Source organism: Nonomuraea sp. NPDC003707 (genome assembly GCF_053587055.1).
Genome location: NZ_JBSFNK010000007.1, coordinates 255,103 through 271,058 on the forward strand (window position 1 = coordinate 255,103; position 15,956 = coordinate 271,058).

Below are 15,956 nucleotides of genomic sequence, written 5' to 3' on the forward strand. Positions count from 1 at the left end.
GAGCGGTGAGCCTGGGGCGGAGAGCGGTAGCTTGCGTGACCAGCGGAGCCCCGTGCGAGCGGGACCAACAGGCACGAGGAGATGAATCAAGGCTCCCGCCGGGGGCGTCCGCGCACATTGCCGCTCACCACCGTCTTGCGGTGGAGATCACGTGACCCTCCGGGGTAGGGCTGGCCCTACCCTCGGACACCCGTACACCCGCTCGTGCCGGTGACCGCCACGCCATACGGTGATTCCATGCGCTCCCGGATGAGGCGTGTCCTTCTCGACACCCGTTACACGCTCGTCGGCTTCCCCACGGCCGTCATCGGCTTCGTGATCATGCTCGCCGGCTTCGCGGCCGGCCTGGGCACGGCGATCGTGTGGCTGGGCGTGCCGCTGCTGGCCGGCACGCTGCTGGCCGCCCGGGGCTTCGCCGACGCGGAGCGCGGCTGGCTGGCCGACGTGCTGGACCGCCCGCCCGTACGGCCCCGCTACAAGCCCGCGCCGCCCGGAGCGGGCCGCTTCCGCCGGGCCGTCAACCCGCTGACCAGCGGGCAGTCCTGGCTCGACCTGCTGCACGGCATCATCAACCTGCCGTTCGCCATCCTGTCGTTCGTGCTCACCGTGGTGTTCTGGGCGCTCCCGCTGGCCGGCCTGACCTACCCGGTGTACGGCATCATCACCTCGCGCATCCCCGGCAACGTGGAGCTGCCCGAGCTGCTCGGCCTGGGCGACGGCTACGGCGTCAACTCGATCTTCTACGTCTCCCTCGGCCTGGTCTTCGCCCTGATCATGCCGTTCGCCGTGCGCGGCTCCGCGCTGCTGCGCGCCGGGCTCGGCCGGGCCCTGCTGACCGGCGTGGCCGAGCTGCAGGAGCGCATCGACGACCTGGCCCAGGGCCGCGCCGCCGCCGTCTCCGCCGAGGCCAACGCGCTGCGCAAGCTGGAGCGCGACATCCACGACGGGCCGCAGCAGCGGCTGGTCTCGCTGGCCATGGAGCTGTCCAGGGCCCAGCGGCAGATGGCCAAGGACCCCGAGGCGGCGCAGGCCACCATCAAGTCGGCCATCTCCGCCACCCGCGAGACGCTCGACGAGCTGCGCGCGCTCTCGCGCGGCATCGCGCCGCCCATCCTGTCCGACCGCGGCCTCGCGCCCGCCCTGGCCGCCCTGGCCGGGCGCTGCACGGTCCCCGTCGACCTCGACGTGCAGACCGCCGAGCGCTACCAGGCGGCGGTGGAGAACGCCCTCTACTTCGTCTGCGCGGAGACCCTCACCAACGTGGCCAAACACAGCCGCGCCACCAGTTGCGCGATCCAGCTTGTCCGCATCGGCGACATCCTCATGCTCACGATCGGGGATGATGGGGTCGGCGGCGCGCACGTCGCCAAGGGACACGGTCTCGCCGGGCTGGCCGACCGGCTCCGCGCCGTCGACGGGGAGCTGAGCGTGCAGTCGCCGGACGGCGGGCCGACAGTGATCGTGGCGGAGGTGCCGTGCGGGTAGTCGTGGCCGATGACGCGGTTCTGATCAGGGAGGGCCTGGTCAGGTTGCTGGAGGAGTTCGGCTGCGAGGTGGTCGCGACCGTCGGTGACGGCGACGCCCTCGTGCTGGCGATCGCCGAGCACAGGCCGGACGTGTCGGTGGTCGACGTGCGCATGCCGCCGTCGTTCACCGACGAAGGGCTCAAGGCGGCCGTGGAGGCGCGGCGCAGGGTGCCCGGGGCGCCCGTGCTGATCCTTTCCCAGTACGTCGAGGTCTCCTACGCCGACGACCTGCTCGCCGACGCCAGGGGCGCGGTGGGTTACCTGCTGAAGGACCGGGTCGTCGACGTGGACGAGTTCCTGGAGGGCCTGCGGCGGGTGGCCGCGGGCGGGACGGTGTTCGATCCGCAGGTGGTGTCCCAGTTGATGGTGCGCAGACGTAAGGACGATCCGCTGGCGCAGCTGACGCCGCGGGAGCGCGAGGTGCTCGGGCTGATGGCCGAGGGGAAGTCCAATCCGGCCATCGGACGGCAGCTCGTGATCAGTGACGGGGCCGTGGAGAAGCACATCAGGAGCATCTTCAACAAGCTCGGCCTCTACGCGGAGGACAGCGACCAGCATCGCCGGGTGCTCGCCGTCCTGGCCTACCTGCGTTCCTGATCGTCCCACCGGTCGAGGGCCGGTCCGGGGGAGGGGGCGAGGGGGGTGTCGAGGGGTGGTGGCCGGTCCGCGCGGCGTCGCGCGCGGACCTGGCCGCTCGGGGGATTAGCCGAGCGCGTCGACCAGCTTCTTGCGCTGCTGGGCGCCCAGGCCGCCGAGGCGACGCTTCTCGTCGACGCCCGCCTCCTCCATCAGCGCGGTGGCCTTGGCCGGGCCGACGCCCTTGACGGCGCGCAGGGCCTGCGACACCTTGATCTTCTTCGCGATGTCGTCGTCGCGCTCGAGCAGCTGGGCGAACGTCAGCTCGCCGGCCTTGACCTTGGCGAGCAGGGCGGTGCGGGCCGCACGCGCCTCGGCGGCCTTGGCCAGAGCCGCCTGACGCTGCTCGGGGGTGAGAGTGGGAAGTGCCATCTCGGTTCTCTCCTCGGGGAGTTTACGTTCGGGATTCTGTTACCCGTGGTGCAGTGGCTAATCATGGCGGATACCAGCGGTTCGTGTTGCGAAAAGCGCCGCTCAACGTGTCCGCCAGACCTCCGCGGCCGCTTCCGCGCACACCACGTCCTGCGTGATCGTGCCTCCGCTGACGCCTATGCCGCCGACCACGCGTGCTCCCCCACCGTAGTCCGCCCAGAGCGGGATGCCGCCTCCTACGCAGACGTAATCATGCCTGGGCAGGCCGTACAGGTCACCTCCCGGAGCCGTCCGCACGGCCAGTTCCGCCGTGGGTCTGCGCAGGGCCACCGAGGTGTACGCCTTGCCCTGCGCGAGACCCGGCCCCGCGATCTCCGCACCCTCCATACGCTGGAAAGACACCAGATGTCCGCCCTCGTCGACGACCGCCACGGCGATCACCGCGCCTTCGCGGATCGCCCGCCTGACGGCGGCCTCGGTCATGCGGAGCGCGAGCTCGAGATTCACGCGTGCTTCCCTCGGATCGCCGGGGTCATGATTGGTCTCCCTCTCATGCGTACAGTCCTTGGCCGGGCGCGGCAAGATCGCTGGCATGGCTCGGAAGGGGAAGCGGGCCGGAGGGGCTTCACCCCTTCAGCGTGGAATTCATCACATTCTGCCGCTCGGGCGTGTCGCAACCCTGGTCAGGCCGGTTTTCCCGCCACATTTCGACACACTCCGGCGTGAGGAACGCGTCGAACACCGACTCCATCGCCCCCACCAGCGCCCCGCGCCAGCCCAGCGCCGAGCCCTCGATCCTGGGCGGGTGGTCGCGGCGGATGGCCATGAGGCGGGGCTCGCAGGCCGCGAGGAGCGCCTTCCCGGCGCGCTCGCGCAGCTCCACGCCGTGGCCCGAGAGGGTCACGACCTCGGGGTCGTGGGCGTTGACGAGTGCCGCGATGCCGCGTCCGAGCGCTTTGGCGTTGGCCGCGACCGCCTCCTCGCTGGTGGCCAGCACCCGCTCGGCCTGGGCGCGCCCCTTGCCGCCGCCGTGGGCCAGGCCGACGTGGCGGAGCAGGGCGTTCGTGCCGACGTCCATGCTCCAGCAGCCGATCGCGCCGCACGGGCAGGGGCGGTCGCCGCCGGTCAGCGGCATGTGACCGAACTCGGCCCCCACGCCGCTCGCCCCGCCCAGCGGCCGCCCGTCCACGACGAGCACGCCGCCGAGGTCGAAGTCCACGTGCAGGTGCAGGCCCACCTGGACGCCCCGCAGCCGCCCCCTGCGCGCCTCGGCCAGCGCCGCGAACGCCGTGTCGTTGCCCACGACGGGCGCCGGGACATCCGGGCCGAGCAGGCGCGGGACGTCGACCGACCGCCAGCCCAGGTGGGCGATGTCCACCAGGCCGCCGTGCCGGACCGGACCCGCGAAGGCCACCCCGAGGCCCACCACCCGGTGCCCGAGGCGGCGCCGGTGGGCGGCGACGGCCTCGCCCAGAGGTCTCAGGACGCCTTCGGGGGTGCCGTCGTGCGGGCGCAGGTCAAGCGTCTCCGTCCGGCCGCCGAGCTCGCAGGCCGCCAGCTCCCAGGCGTCCTCCCGTACGTCGACGGCCAGGGCGAGCGGGCCGCGCGGATGCGGCCCCGGCACCTGCGTCGGGCGTCCCCGGGCGTGCTCCCTGGCGGGTTCCTCGTGCAGCAGTTCGTCCTCGGCGAGCCCGGCCACCAGCACCGACGCCGTCCCTCGCGCCAGGCGCAGGTCGCGGGTCAGCTGCGACCTGGTGCGGGTGGCCCCGCAGTCGTGTACGGCGCGCAGCAGCCGGACCCGGTTGTGCGCGCGAAGCTCGCCACTCGTCGTAGCACCGATCACGGACCACAGTTTATGCTCTAGCCGTGAACAAAAGCCTCATTGACGCCAGACGTGCTCGTGCCGGAGTGTTCGGATTCTTCTTTCTCGCCGGGTTCGTGATGGGTTTGTGGGCCGCCGGGCTCCCGTCCCTGAACGACCGGCTCGGCCTCGGCCCCGCCAGGCTGGGCAGCGTCCTGCTGCTGATCTCGGGTGGCGCCCTGGTGTCGATGCTGGTGGCGGGGCCGCTGGTGGACAGATGGTCCAGCCGCCGGGTGTGCTGGTTCGCCGGTCCCTTCTCGGGGCTGGTGCTGCTCGGCCCCGCCCTCGCGTCCTCGTACTGGGCTCTGGCGGCGCTCGCGGTGCTGTTCGGGATCGGGCTCGGGGTGACCGAGGTCGCCATGAACGCCCACTCCGTCGAGGTCGAACGCCGCTACGGCCGCCCGATCATCTCGGCCTTCCACGGCACGTGGAGCCTGGGCGGGGCGGCCGGCGGCGGGCTCACCTCGCTCGCGCTGCAGACCGGCGTGGACGCGCAGTGGCTGCTCATCGTCGCGGCGCTGGTCGTGCCCCTCCTGTACGTGCCGGCGGCCCGCCTCCTGCTCCCCGACCCGCCCGCCCACACCACCGCGTCGGAAACCGGCGCCTCCTCCGGCTCGTCGCTGGGCTGGGGCCTGATCGCCCTGCTCGGCCTGGCCGCCTTCGCGGCGCACCTGAGCGAGGGCGCCGCCATCGACTGGGCCGCCCTGCACGCCCGGTGGGTGCTGGACACGGATCCGGCCATGGCGCCGCTGGCGTACACGATCTTCTCGGTGGCCATGACCACCGTCCGCCTGCTCGGCGACCCCATCCGCGCCCGACTCGGCTCGGTGCGCACCATCCAGCTCGCGGGCGTGTTCGCCACGGCCGGCTACATCCTGGTCCTGGTGTCGCCCGTGGCGGGAGGCGCCCTCCAGATCGTCTGCGCCTGGACCGGCTGGGCGCTGGCGGGCGTCGGGCTGGCCACGGTGATCCCGGTCCTCTTCAGCGCGGTCGGGGCCGCCGGGGGCCGCGTCGGCCGCGCCCTCGCCATGGTGACCGCCTTCGGCTACAGCGGCCTCCTCCTGGGGCCCGCCGTCCTGGGCTACGTGGCGGAGGCCTCGTCCCTGCCGGTCGCCTTGATCATCCCCGCGGTCCTCGCCGCCGTCGTCGCCCTCAGCGGCGCCCCCGCCATCCGCACCCTGACCCACCTCCCCACCTCAACACCCAGCCCGAACCCCACCCCGGCCCCTGCCCACGACTGACCCCGCGCACGGCGAGGCGCCTCACAGCGGCTCCCGGTCCCCGCCGGCACCACCGCGCACCGCCCACCGGGCGCCGGGTTGGCGAGGTGTGGAGCGGTGGTGCTCGGCGCGACTTGCGCGGGGGCCGGTTGCCGTGTGGAGCGGTGGCCGGTTGCCGTGGGAGCGTGGGAGACTGCGGAAAGTGGGTTTGACCTGGTGTTATGCGATCGTGACTTGACCTGCAAGTTACGCGCATATTTCATGTCCCAAACACCGTAAACGTTTACAGCACCTAGATCGTAAACGTTTACAGGACATGGAAGGACAGCCTTGGCCGACGGACCCACGATCAACACGATCGCCGCGCGCGCCGGTGTCTCGATCGCCTCCGTCTCGCGGGTGCTGAACGGCCTGCCGACCAGGCAAGAGACCGTGCGCAAGGTGATGGCCGCCGCCGACGAGCTCGGCTACGTGCGCAACGCCGTGGCCAGGTCGCTCAAGTCGCGCCGCACCCACCAGGTCGCCTTCGCCATGGCCGACGTCGGCAACCCCGCCTACCTGGCCATGCTCCGCCAGATCCAGCCCGTGCTGAAGGCCGCCGGGTACCGGCTCGTGCTGCACTCCACCGACGCCGTCGTGGCCGACGAGATCGACGTGCTGCGCAGCCTGGGCGAGCGGTACGTGGACGGGCTGATCATGAGCCCGCTGCGGGTCACCGAGGCGCATCTGCAGATGCTGGCCGCCGCCCGCACCCCCGTCGTGATCATCGGCTCGGTGCCCGAGGGCACCCGCGTGGACAACGTACGGGCCGACTCGCGGACCGGTGTCAGGCTGGCGATCGATCACCTGTACGCGCTCGGCCGCCGCCGGATCGCCATGGTCAACGGCCCGCTGGACACCGTCCCCGGCGCCGCCCGCGGGGCCGCGTACCAGGAGGCGCTCCAGGACCTGGGCCTGCCCTACGACGAGAACCTCGTGCAGATCGGCGACTTCTACCGCGCGGAAGGGGGCCGGGCGGTGGCGGAGCTGCTCGCCAGGGTTCCCGACGTGGACGCGCTGATGTGCGCCAACGACCTGATCGCGCTCGGCGCGCTCGACGTGCTGCGCGCGGCCGGCCGGCGGGTGCCGGAGGACGTGGCGGTGGTCGGCATGGACGACACCGACCTGGCCGCCGCCTCCTGGCCGTCGCTGACCAGCGTCTCGCTGGGGTCCGCCGAGCGCGGCAAGGCCGCCGCCGAGCTGCTGCTCGAACGGCTGCAGGGAGGCGATCGCGAGCCGAGGCTGGTCACCGTGCCGCCCGAGCTCGTGGTCCGCGCCTCCACCGCCGGACACGAGCCCGGACACGAGCCCGGACACGAGCCCGGACACGAGCCCGGATACGAGCACCGTACGGACGAAAGGGGAGAGGCGTGACGGCGACCGTGACGAGACCGGCGCCGCCGCGCGGGACGCGACGCGCCAAGCGCCGCCGGATCTCGCGCCAGACGCGCGAGATGTGGCTGCTCATGCTGCCCGCCCTGGTGCCGGTGGCGCTGTTCAGCGTGGGCCCGCTGCTGTACGGCATCGGCCTGGCGTTCACCGACGCCCGCAACACCCGCAACCACGAGACGAGCTTCGTCGGCCTGGAGAACTTCGGCCGGCTGCTGACCGACGACGAGTTCTGGTCCTCCTTCAAGATCGGCGCGATCTGGGGCGTCTCGGTGACGGTGCTGCAGTTCCTGGCCGCGCTCGGCCTGGCGCTGCTGCTCAACGAGAACCTGCGGTTCCGGGGCGTGGCCCGGGTGCTGGCGGTGGTGCCGTGGGCGATGCCGCCGGTGGTCATCGGCCTGATGTGGAAGCTCGTCTACCACCCCGACGCGGGCATCCTGAACGCCCTGCTGGGCACGGACGTCAACTGGCTGGCCGACTTCTCGCTCGCGCTGCCGGCGATCATCGTGGTCGGCATCTGGACGGGCATGCCGCAGACCACGGTGGTCCTGCTGGCGGGCCTGCAGGGCATCCCGAAGGAGCTCTACGAGGCGGGCGAGGTGGACGGCGCGACCCGCTGGCGGCGGTTCTGGAACATCACGCTGCCGCAACTGCGGCCGGTGATCGTGGCGATCACCTCGCTCGACTTCGTGTGGAACATCAACCAGTTCGGCCTGGTCTACGTGCTCACGCAGGGCGGGCCGGGCGGGCAGACGCGGCTGCCGATGCTGTTCGCGTACGAGGAGGCGTTCAGGTACCGGATGGCCGGTTACGCCTCGATGCTCGGCCTCGCGATGGCGATCGTCGTGCTGGCCGTGCTCGCGCTCTACCTGGGACGCCAGATGAGGGAGGCCAAGTGATGAGGCGCTTCTCGCAGTACGCGGCACTGGTCGCGTACATCGTCTTCCTGGCGTTCCCGCTGGTCTGGCTGCTGTCGACGGCGCTGAAGACGCCGCGGGAGATGGCCCTGGCCGACCCCACGTGGATCCCGCGCGACCCGACGCTGGCCAACTTCGCCGACGCGTTCGGCGAGCAGGACCTGGTGGGCGCGGGGCTGCGCAGCCTGGTCGTGGCGCTGTTCAGCAGCGTGATCACGGTGCTGATCTCGCTGCCCGCCTCCTACGCGATGGCGCGCTACCGCAGCCTGCTCAACCGGATCGCCATCGGGTGGGTGCTGGTCAGCCAGGTGTTCCCGTTCATCCTGATCATCATTCCGCTCTTCATGATCCTGCGCGATCTGGACCTGGTGAACACGCTGCCCGGCCTGGTGGTCGTGCACGTGACGTTCACGCTGCCGTTCGCGCTGTGGATGCTGCAGGGGTACGTGCGCTCGGTGCCGCGTGAGCTGGAGGAGGCCGCGGCCGTGGACGGCGCGACCCGGCTGCGCTCGATCGTGAGCGTGGTCGCGCCGCTGCTGGCGCCGGGCGTGGTGGCCACGCTGCTGTTCTCGTTCATCTCGTCGTGGAACGAGTTCATGTTCGCGCTCGTGGTCCTGCAGAACCCCGATGTCATGACGCTCCCGCTCACTCTGGTGCGGTTCACCGGTCCTGAGGGGGTGGCCAGGCTCGGCCCGCTGGCCGCGGCGTCGCTCATGGCGACGATCCCGAGCCTGATCTTCTTCGCAATCATTCAGCGGCGACTGAAGTCCGGCCTGATGGCCGGCGCCGTGAAGGGCTAGGAGGCTCACATGCGAATCACGTCCGCTCTGGCGGCTGCGGCGATCCTCACGCTGGCCGCCGCGTGCGGCGGGGGAGGCGGCGGCACGCAGTCGTCGTCCGCCCCCAACGAGCCAGTAAAGATCAATTTCCTCAGCCTGGCGTGGCAGAAGGAATCCGTCGCCGCGAACAAGCAGCTCGTGGACGAGTGGAACAAGGCCAACCCCAACATCCAGGTCACCTACGTCCAGGGCAGCTGGGACAACGTCAACGACCAGCTCGTCACCCAGTTCGCCGGTGGCACGGCGCCGGACGTCATCCACAACGACTCGCCCGCGCTGTCCGGCTTCGCCTCCGACGGCTACCTGCTCGACCTGAAGGACAAGCTGCCCGCCGAGCTCAAGAGCGACATCCCGCAGCCCGCCTGGGACACCGTCACCTTCGACGACGGCAAGGGCCAGCAGGGCGTGTACGGCGTGCCGTTCCTCCAGGAGTCGCAGGTCATCATCGCCAACAAGAAGCTGCTCGACGCCTCCGGCGCGCGCGTCCCGACGGCCGACAACCCCTGGACGTGGGACGAGTTCTCCGAAGCCGCCAAGAAGATGACCAAGGGCGGCAACTTCGGCGTGGCCTGGCCGATGAAGTCGCCGGTCAACAAGACGCTCAACCTGGCGCTCAACTTCGGCGGCACGTTCTTCCAGACGGCCGACGGCAAGACCACGGTCAAGGTCGGCCCCGAGGAGCGCGAGGTGCTCCAGCGCATCCACGACCAGCTCTACAAGGACAAGTCCGCCGACCCGGCCGCGCTCGGCCAGGGCACCGCGGACCCGTTGCCGGCCTTCTACAAGGGCAAGTTCGCGCTGCTGCCCGCCGGCGTCTACCTGCGCCAGCAGGTCGCCGAGCAGGCTCCGCAGGGCTTCGAGTGGGTCACGCTCCCCGCGCCGAAGGGCACCAGCGCCCAGCAGGGCGCGGTCTCGCAGACGCTGTCGATCGCGCAGGACAGCAAGCACGCGGACGAGGCCATGAAGTTCATCGCCTTCTTCCTGAACGGCGCGAACCAGGCCAAGCTCGCCAAGGGTGACTGGCTCCTGCCGACCTCCCAGGCGGCCGCCGCCGACCCGGCGATGACCACCAAGGAGAACGGCTGGGACGTGGCCACCGCCTCCGCCAAGAACCTCGTCGTGGCGCCGTTCCTCAAGGTGAACGGGTTCGACGAGTGGAAGACCAAGGTGGCCACGCCGACGCTGCAGGAGTACTTCGCCAATAAGATCACCATTGACCAGGCGGCCTCGAAGCTGGTCGAGGACGGCAACAAGGTGTTGGAGCGGTACCAGCGGTGATTTATCGGGATAAAGCCCGTGGGTGTCTCCTCGGCCTCGCGGCCGGGGACGCCCTCGGGGCCCCGGCCGAGAACCTGTCGCCGTCGGAGATCCGGCGGCGGTGGGGCCGGCTCACGGAGATCGAGGGCGGCGGGACCGACGACACGGAATACGCCATCTTCGCCGCCTCGCTCCTGGTGCGGCACGGGCACGCGCTGACCTCCGCCGACGTGGCGCAGGCGTACCGGCGGGAGATCATCCCGCGGATCGCCGGGCCCATGCGCGGAGCCGGGTTCTCCGAGCTGGGCACTGTCGAAGCGCTTCGCCGCGGACTGGCGCCGCCGCTGACGGGGCTGGTGCACTCGCACGGCTGGTCGGACGGGCTCGCGATGCGCGCGGCGCCGTACGGGGTGTTCTGCCCGGGCGATCCCGCGGAGGCGGCCCGGCTGGTGGAGCAGGACGGGCAGGTCAGCGGGTCCGGCGAGGGCATCCTGGGCGGCCGCGCGGTCGCCGGGGCCGTGGCCGCCGCGATGGGCGGGGCCTCGGTCCAGGACGTCGTACGGGCGGCGCTGTCGGTGATCCCCGCCGACTCGTGGACGGCCCGCAACGTCGTACGGGCCTGCGCGACCCTGCCCACCACGGACGAAGAGGCGCTCGTCGAGGCGCTGCACGAGGCCGTGGTCGTCAGGCACTACCCCTGGACCGACGTCGCCCCCGAGGCCGTGGCGCTGGCGCTGGCGGCCGTGCTGGCCGGGGACGGCGACGTCGAGGCGTCCGTGACGTTCGGGGTGAGCCTGGGCAGGGACGCCGACACGATCGGCGCCATCGCCGGGGCGATCGCCGGAGCCATGCGCGGCGAGAGCGGCGTGCCCGAGCGGTGGGCGGCCAGGATCGGACCCGTGACGGGCAAATGCCTGCCCGTCGTGGCCGGAAAACACGTACTGGACGTCGCCGACGAACTGGCGGGAGGACTGTAGATCACGATGTCGGGGGACAGAATCAGAGGGGCTTTCGCCGGGCTCGCCGTCGGTGACGCCGCCGGATGGCCGGCGGCCAGGCACCGGGCGGCCCTGCACGCCCCCTGGAGCAGACGCCTGCACAGAGAGCTGGACGCCTTCGCGGAGGAGCACGAGGTCACCACGCTGCCGGTCCCGTTCGCGCTCAACCAGCCCACGGCCCCGCTGGCCGTAGGCCCGTCCGACGACGCCGAATGGCTCGCCTGGACGGCGCTCACGATCGACCGTCCGAGAGCCGAGGCGTTCAGGGAGCTGCGGGACGGCGTCAGGGGGCGGATCTCGGTGGCCACCGCGCTCGACAACCTCGCCAAGGGCGTCGAGCCGCCAGCGTCCGGGCACGACAACCCGCACCACTTCGACGACGCCGCCGCCGTCAGGGCCGTGGCGTTCGGGGTCCTGGGACGGGACCCCACGCAGGACGCCCAGGTGACGAACGCCTACGACGGCGTCCTGGGCGCCCTGGCCATGGCCGCCGCCGTGGCCGAGGCCGTGCGGTCGGGATCGGTGGCCGGGGCGGTGGAGGCGGCGCTGGCCGTACTGCCCGAGGACACCGCCATCGGCCACAACGCCCGCGCGGCGCTGGCCGTCACGCGCAAGGCGGGCGACCCGTTCGCGGCCGTGCCCGCGCTGGACGCCGCGCTGCTCGACCACGTCTACAGCTACGGCGTCGGCGCCGCGCAGACCGTGCCGGTGGCGCTGGCGCTGGCCGAGGCGGCGGGCGGCGAGCTCACGCGGGCGGTGCCCGCGGCCGCCTGCCTGGCCGCGCTGGCCGACTCGGCGCCCGCGCTGACCGGCGCGCTCGCGGGCGCGTGCCGTGGATTGGAGGCGATCCCGGAGGGGTGGATCGCGTCGGCCCGCACGCTGGCCGGTTGTTGCCTGCCTGACCTGGCGGGCCGGGATTTGATCGAACTATCGGAGGGAATCGCATGACGCCGCTTGAAGACAGGGCCACTGGCTGCGTGGCGGGGGCGGCGGTCGGAGACGCGCTGGGCGGCGCCACCGAGGGCTGGACGCCCGAGCAGATCGTCGAGAGGTACGGGGGCCGCGTCGAGGGCATCGTGCCGCCGTTCAACGAGGACTGGCGCAACGCCCGCCCCATCGCCCCGTACCACAAGGGCGACGGCCACATCACGGACGACACGTTGATGACGCACGCCCTGATCCGCGTGTACGAGAAGGCCGGCGGGCACCTGACCGCGTACTCGATGGCTGAGCACCTGGTGCCCGAGCTGATGGGCGAACGGCGCTGGATCCCCGAGCTGGAGGCCGAGGCGCTGCCGCTGCAGCGGATCTTCCTGGCCGAGAAGTGGATCGTGGCCAGGCTCCACTACGGGCACGTGGACCCGCGCGAGGCCGGCGTCGGCAACATCGTCAACTGCGGCGCCGCCATGTACGTCGCCCCCGTCGGCATCGTGAACGCCGCCGACCCCGACGCCGCCTACGCCGAGGCCGTCGACCTGGCCGGGGCGCACCAGTCCAGCTACGGCCGGGAGGCCGCCGGGGTGATGGCCGCCGCCGTGGCCGAGGCCATGCGACCGGGCGCCACCGCGGACTCCGTGATCGCGGCCTGCCTGCGCCTGGCCAAGGACGGCACGAGGGCCGCCATCGAGTCCGTCTGCGAGGCCGCCGCCGGGCTGGGGCACTGGGACGGGTCGTTCGAGACGTTGCGCGCCGCCATGCGGCCCTACGACACGGTCGCCGACACCTACCGCGACCAGGGGCTGGGCGCGCGGCGGCCGAGCCGGGTGCACAGCATCGAGGAGCTGCCGCTGGCGCTCGGGTTCCTGGTGATCGCCAAGGGCGACTACCGCGAGACCGTGCTGGGCGGTGTCAACTACGGGCGCGACGCCGACTCGATCGCGTCCATGGGCGGGGCCATCGCGGGCGCTCTCGGGGGGCTGTCCGCGGTGCCGTCGCAGTGGGTCTCGCAGGTGGGGGCGGCCAGCCGTACGGACCTGGTGGCCCCCGGGCTCGCGATCGCGGAGGTGGCGCGCCGGGTGCACGCCGACGACCTGGTACGGCGCCGCGGCCACGAGGCCGCCTTCGCCGACCTCGACCGCCGGTGATCCGCCTCACCTGGGTCCAGCCGGAGGACCTGATCGGGCACGAACTCCGCCAGGCCGCCGAGGACGGCCGGGCCACCGGCCCCGACGCAGAGCGCGTGCGGGAGATCGCGGCCCGCTGGCACGCGGCCGGCGGCCACGACGCGCCTCCGCGCGCCGGGGCCTCCGAGCCGGGTGCGGCCCGGCTGCGGGACCTGGCCGGGGAGCTGCTGGACGATCTGGCCGCCGTCCCGTCCCCGCTGCCCGAGCCCTCGGACCTGGCCGGCATCGTCGCCGCCTGCCCGTCCTGGCCGGGCACGGCCCAGGGAGCGGCCCAGGGAGCGACCCCGCGAGCGGCCGTGGATCCGGCGCGGGTGCTGGGCGCGTGGCAGGGGCGGGCGGCCGGGTGCGTGCTCGGCAAGCCCGTGGAGAAGATCCCGCGCGAGGGCATCAGGCAGATCGCCGAGGCCACCGGCAACTGGCCCATCCGCGGCTGGTTCACCGCCAAGGGGCTCCCGGACGACGTCGCCCGCCGCTGGCCGTGGAACCGGCGCAGCGCCGTCAACTCCCTGGCCGAGAACATCGACGGCATCCCCGAGGACGACGACCTCAACTACCCGCTGCTGGCCCTGTCCGTCCTGGAGCGCCACGGGCGCGGCTTCACCACCGACGACGTGGCCAAGCTGTGGCTGGACGAGCTTCCCGCCGGCCGTACGTTCACCGCCGAGCGGGTCGCGTACCGCAACCTCCTGGACGGCGTCGAGCCGCCCGCCACGGCCACCCGCCGCAACCCGTTCAGGGAGTGGATCGGCGCCCTGATCAGGGCCGACGTGTACGGCTGGAGCAACCCGGGCGACCCCGCCACGGCGGCGGAGCACGCCTGGCGCGACGCCCGCCTGACCCACACCGCGAACGGGATCTACGGGGCGATGTTCGTGGCCGCCATGTGCGCGGCCGCCCTGGTCGCCACCTCGCCCGAGGAGGTCGTACGGGCGGGCCTGTCGGTGGTGCCGGAGCGCTCGCGCCTGCACGAGGCGGTACGCCTGGCCGTCGCGGACGCCGCCCGCGAGGACGACTTCGAGCGGGTCGTCGACCTCCTGCACGAACGCCATGGCGGCCTGCACTGGGTGCACACCATCAACAACGCCGCCCTCGTCGCCGCCACGCTGATCCACGGCCGCGGCGACTTCACCGCCACGCTCGCCGGAGCGGTGGCCGGCGGCTGGGACACCGACTCCGCCGGGGCCACGGCCGGCTCCGTCGCGGGCGCGCTGAACGGCGGCGTGCCGGACCGCTGGCGGATGCGCGACAGCCTGGCCAGCAGCCTGACCGGGTACGACGGGGTGGGGCTGGCCGCGCTGGCCGCCCGCACACAGGAGATGATGGGGCCATGATCTCGGTTTTCGGCAGCGCCAACATGGACCTCGTCGCGTACGTCTCCGAGGCCCCCAAGCGGGGCGAGACGGTCACCGGGCACCGGTTCCGCACCGTGCCCGGCGGCAAGGGCGCCAACCAGGCCATCGCCGCCGCCCGCGTGGGCGCGCACGTGGCCTTCCTCGGGGCGGTGGGCGACGACGGGTTCGGGGCGGAGATGCGCGCCACGCTGGCGGAGGCCGGAATCGACGTACGCGGCCTGCGGGAGGTGCCCGGGCCCAGCGGCATCGCGCACATCGTGGTGGACGACGAGGGCGGCAACTCGATCATCGTCGTCCCCGGCGCGAACGGCACCATCGCCGGCCCCTCGGGCGAGGACCTGGCCGCCATCGCCCGCTCGGACGCGCTGCTGCTCCAGCTCGAGCTGCCCATGGAGGCCGTCGTGGCGGCCGCGCAGGCCGCCCAGGTCTCCGGCGTGCATGTCTACCTGACCCCGGCCCCCGCCCGGCCGCTGCCGGACGAGCTCCTCGACGCGGTCACCACGATCGTCCCGAACGAGCACGAGGCCGCCGCGATCACCGGCGCCGCCGGCCCGGACGCCGCCCTCGACGCGCTGCTGGAGCGGGTCGAGGAGGCGCTGATCACGCTGGGCTCCGAGGGCGCGCTGTACGGGTCGCGCTCGGGGGAGCGGCTGCGGGTGCCCGCGGTGAAGGTGGAGGCCGTGGACACGACCGCGGCCGGCGACACCTTCGTGGGCGCGTTCGCCGTGGCCAGGTCGGAGGGGATGAGCGTGGCCGACGCGCTGGGCTTCGCGTCCACCGCGGCGGCGCTGTCGGTGCAGCGGGAGGGGGCCAGCACGTCCATGCCGACCCGCCACGAGATCGAGGCCGCGCTGCCCTAGCCCTCGGCCCGTTCGTAGCGCAGCAGCGCCACCCCGGCGTCGAACGTGCGCGTCTCCACCAGGCGCAGGCCGGTCCGCTCCTTGAGCGGCGGGAACACCGGCCGGCCGCCGCCGAGGACGACCGGGTGCATCATGATGTGATATTCGTCGATCAGCCCCAGCTCGGTGAGCGCGCCGGCCAGCCGGGAGCCGCCGTTCAGCAGGAGGTCCTTGCCGGGCCCGCTCTTCAGCTCGGCGACCTCCTTGGCGAGGTCCCCGGAGACGATCCGGGCGTCCCAGCCGGCCTCCTGCAGCGTGGTGGAGAAGACGATCTTCGGGGTGCTGCGCCAGATGGGGGCGAACTTGAGGTCGTGCGGGTCGTCCGAGATCGACTCCGCGTGGGGCCAGTAGTTGGACATCATCTCCCAGACGACGCGCCCGTACAGGAAGGTGCCGACGCGGGCGTGGACCTCGTCCCCGTACGCCGACAGCTCCGGCCCCATGGTCGGCCAGTCGAACTCCCCGTTCGGGCCCTCGATGTGGCCGTCTACGGAGGTGTGGACCCAGTAGATGAGCTTGCTCATGGTG

Annotated in this window: 16 protein-coding genes; 12 read left to right on the plus strand and 4 right to left on the minus strand. The window is 72.5% G+C overall.

Translation table 11 applies throughout. From position 1 onward, the window contains the following. The first annotated feature begins 249 nt into the window (after nt 1-249). Complete coding sequence (locus ACWDRB_RS20750; protein WP_350727057.1) at nt 250-1,485, plus strand: sensor histidine kinase; 1,236 nt, start codon at nt 250-252, stop codon at nt 1,483-1,485. Beyond that, entirely contained in the window at nt 1,476-2,123 is a 648-nt protein-coding gene (locus ACWDRB_RS20755; RefSeq protein WP_397371840.1) for a response regulator transcription factor, read from the plus strand. The genes ACWDRB_RS20750 and ACWDRB_RS20755 overlap by 10 nt, the downstream gene beginning before the upstream one ends. A gap of 105 nt (nt 2,124-2,228) precedes the next feature. On the opposite strand, the gene mihF is transcribed toward ACWDRB_RS20755, so the two are convergent. From mihF to ACWDRB_RS20770, 3 genes are all read right to left on the minus strand, one after another. After that, nucleotides 2,229-2,534 carry an integration host factor, actinobacterial type gene (mihF, locus tag ACWDRB_RS20760; RefSeq protein WP_043641121.1) on the minus strand — a complete coding sequence of 102 codons (306 nt, stop codon included), beginning with the start codon at nt 2,532-2,534 and terminating at the stop codon, nt 2,229-2,231. 102 nt (nt 2,535-2,636) lie between these two features. Then, complete coding sequence (locus ACWDRB_RS20765) at nt 2,637-3,041, minus strand: GlcG/HbpS family heme-binding protein (RefSeq protein WP_449895985.1); 405 nt, start codon at nt 3,039-3,041, stop codon at nt 2,637-2,639. Between the two features lie 118 nt (nt 3,042-3,159). Beyond that, complete coding sequence (locus ACWDRB_RS20770; protein WP_449895987.1) at nt 3,160-4,377, minus strand: ROK family protein; 1,218 nt, start codon at nt 4,375-4,377, stop codon at nt 3,160-3,162. 23 nt (nt 4,378-4,400) lie between these two features. Here ACWDRB_RS20770 and ACWDRB_RS20775 point away from each other — a divergent pair, with 23 nt between their 5' ends. The 10 genes from ACWDRB_RS20775 (at nt 4,401) to rbsK (ending at nt 15,389) form a co-directional block, all read left to right on the plus strand. After that, a complete protein-coding gene (locus ACWDRB_RS20775) occupies nt 4,401-5,636 on the plus strand; it encodes an MFS transporter (RefSeq protein WP_449895989.1) in 1,236 nt (411 codons plus the stop codon). 309 nt (nt 5,637-5,945) lie between these two features. After that, entirely contained in the window at nt 5,946-7,028 is a 1,083-nt protein-coding gene (locus ACWDRB_RS20780; RefSeq protein ID WP_449895991.1) for a LacI family DNA-binding transcriptional regulator, read from the plus strand. After that, nucleotides 7,025-7,942, plus strand: a complete 918-nt coding sequence (locus ACWDRB_RS20785; protein WP_449895993.1) for a carbohydrate ABC transporter permease — start codon at nt 7,025-7,027, stop codon at nt 7,940-7,942. Before ACWDRB_RS20780 ends, ACWDRB_RS20785 begins: the two co-directional genes overlap by 4 nt. Next, nucleotides 7,942-8,760: a carbohydrate ABC transporter permease gene (locus tag ACWDRB_RS20790; RefSeq protein ID WP_355198276.1), complete on the plus strand. Its 819-nt coding sequence runs from the start codon at nt 7,942-7,944 to the stop codon at nt 8,758-8,760. Before ACWDRB_RS20785 ends, ACWDRB_RS20790 begins: the two co-directional genes overlap by 1 nt. A gap of 9 nt (nt 8,761-8,769) precedes the next feature. Next, nucleotides 8,770-10,077, plus strand: a complete 1,308-nt coding sequence (locus tag ACWDRB_RS20795; RefSeq protein ID WP_355198278.1) for an ABC transporter substrate-binding protein — start codon at nt 8,770-8,772, stop codon at nt 10,075-10,077. Further along, nucleotides 10,074-11,033, plus strand: a complete 960-nt coding sequence (locus tag ACWDRB_RS20800) for an ADP-ribosylglycohydrolase family protein (RefSeq protein WP_449895996.1) — start codon at nt 10,074-10,076, stop codon at nt 11,031-11,033. The genes ACWDRB_RS20795 and ACWDRB_RS20800 overlap by 4 nt, the downstream gene beginning before the upstream one ends. A gap of 6 nt (nt 11,034-11,039) precedes the next feature. Then, complete coding sequence (locus ACWDRB_RS20805; RefSeq protein ID WP_449895998.1) at nt 11,040-12,002, plus strand: ADP-ribosylglycohydrolase family protein; 963 nt, start codon at nt 11,040-11,042, stop codon at nt 12,000-12,002. Beyond that, the gene (locus ACWDRB_RS20810) at nt 11,999-13,138 is read left to right on the plus strand and encodes an ADP-ribosylglycohydrolase family protein (RefSeq protein WP_357735971.1); all 1,140 of its coding nucleotides are present in this window, start codon (nt 11,999-12,001) and stop codon (nt 13,136-13,138) included. The genes ACWDRB_RS20805 and ACWDRB_RS20810 overlap by 4 nt, the downstream gene beginning before the upstream one ends. Next, nucleotides 13,135-14,508 (plus strand): ADP-ribosylglycohydrolase family protein, encoded by a 1,374-nt coding sequence (locus ACWDRB_RS20815; RefSeq protein ID WP_449896001.1) that lies wholly within the window; start codon nt 13,135-13,137, stop codon nt 14,506-14,508. Before ACWDRB_RS20810 ends, ACWDRB_RS20815 begins: the two co-directional genes overlap by 4 nt. After that, on the plus strand, nt 14,505-15,389 hold the full coding sequence (gene rbsK, locus ACWDRB_RS20820) for a ribokinase (protein WP_449896003.1): 885 nt from the start codon (nt 14,505-14,507) through the stop codon (nt 15,387-15,389). Before ACWDRB_RS20815 ends, rbsK begins: the two co-directional genes overlap by 4 nt. Here the strand turns inward: rbsK and ACWDRB_RS20825 are convergent. Continuing rightward, nucleotides 15,386-15,952 carry a dihydrofolate reductase family protein gene (locus ACWDRB_RS20825; RefSeq protein WP_449896005.1) on the minus strand — a complete coding sequence of 189 codons (567 nt, stop codon included), beginning with the start codon at nt 15,950-15,952 and terminating at the stop codon, nt 15,386-15,388. The two genes, rbsK and ACWDRB_RS20825, sit on opposite strands and share 4 nt — an antisense overlap. Nucleotides 15,953-15,956: the final 4 nt, after the last annotated feature.

Excerpts from the sequence above, each read along its gene's own strand:
- ACWDRB_RS20795 (WP_355198278.1), top strand. The coding sequence starts at position 8,770 with ATGCGAATCACGTCCGCTCTGGCGGCTGCGGCGATCCTCACGCTGGCC.
- rbsK (WP_449896003.1), top strand. The coding sequence starts at position 14,505 with ATGATCTCGGTTTTCGGCAGCGCCAACATGGACCTCGTCGCGTACGTC.
- ACWDRB_RS20750 (WP_350727057.1), top strand. The coding sequence starts at position 250 with ATGAGGCGTGTCCTTCTCGACACCCGTTACACGCTCGTCGGCTTCCCC.
- ACWDRB_RS20825 (WP_449896005.1), bottom strand. The coding sequence starts at position 15,952 with ATGAGCAAGCTCATCTACTGGGTCCACACCTCCGTAGACGGCCACATC.
- ACWDRB_RS20805 (WP_449895998.1), top strand. The coding sequence starts at position 11,040 with ATGTCGGGGGACAGAATCAGAGGGGCTTTCGCCGGGCTCGCCGTCGGT.
- ACWDRB_RS20810 (WP_357735971.1), top strand. The coding sequence starts at position 11,999 with ATGACGCCGCTTGAAGACAGGGCCACTGGCTGCGTGGCGGGGGCGGCG.
- ACWDRB_RS20790 (WP_355198276.1), top strand. The coding sequence starts at position 7,942 with ATGAGGCGCTTCTCGCAGTACGCGGCACTGGTCGCGTACATCGTCTTC.
- mihF (WP_043641121.1), bottom strand. The coding sequence starts at position 2,534 with ATGGCACTTCCCACTCTCACCCCCGAGCAGCGTCAGGCGGCTCTGGCC.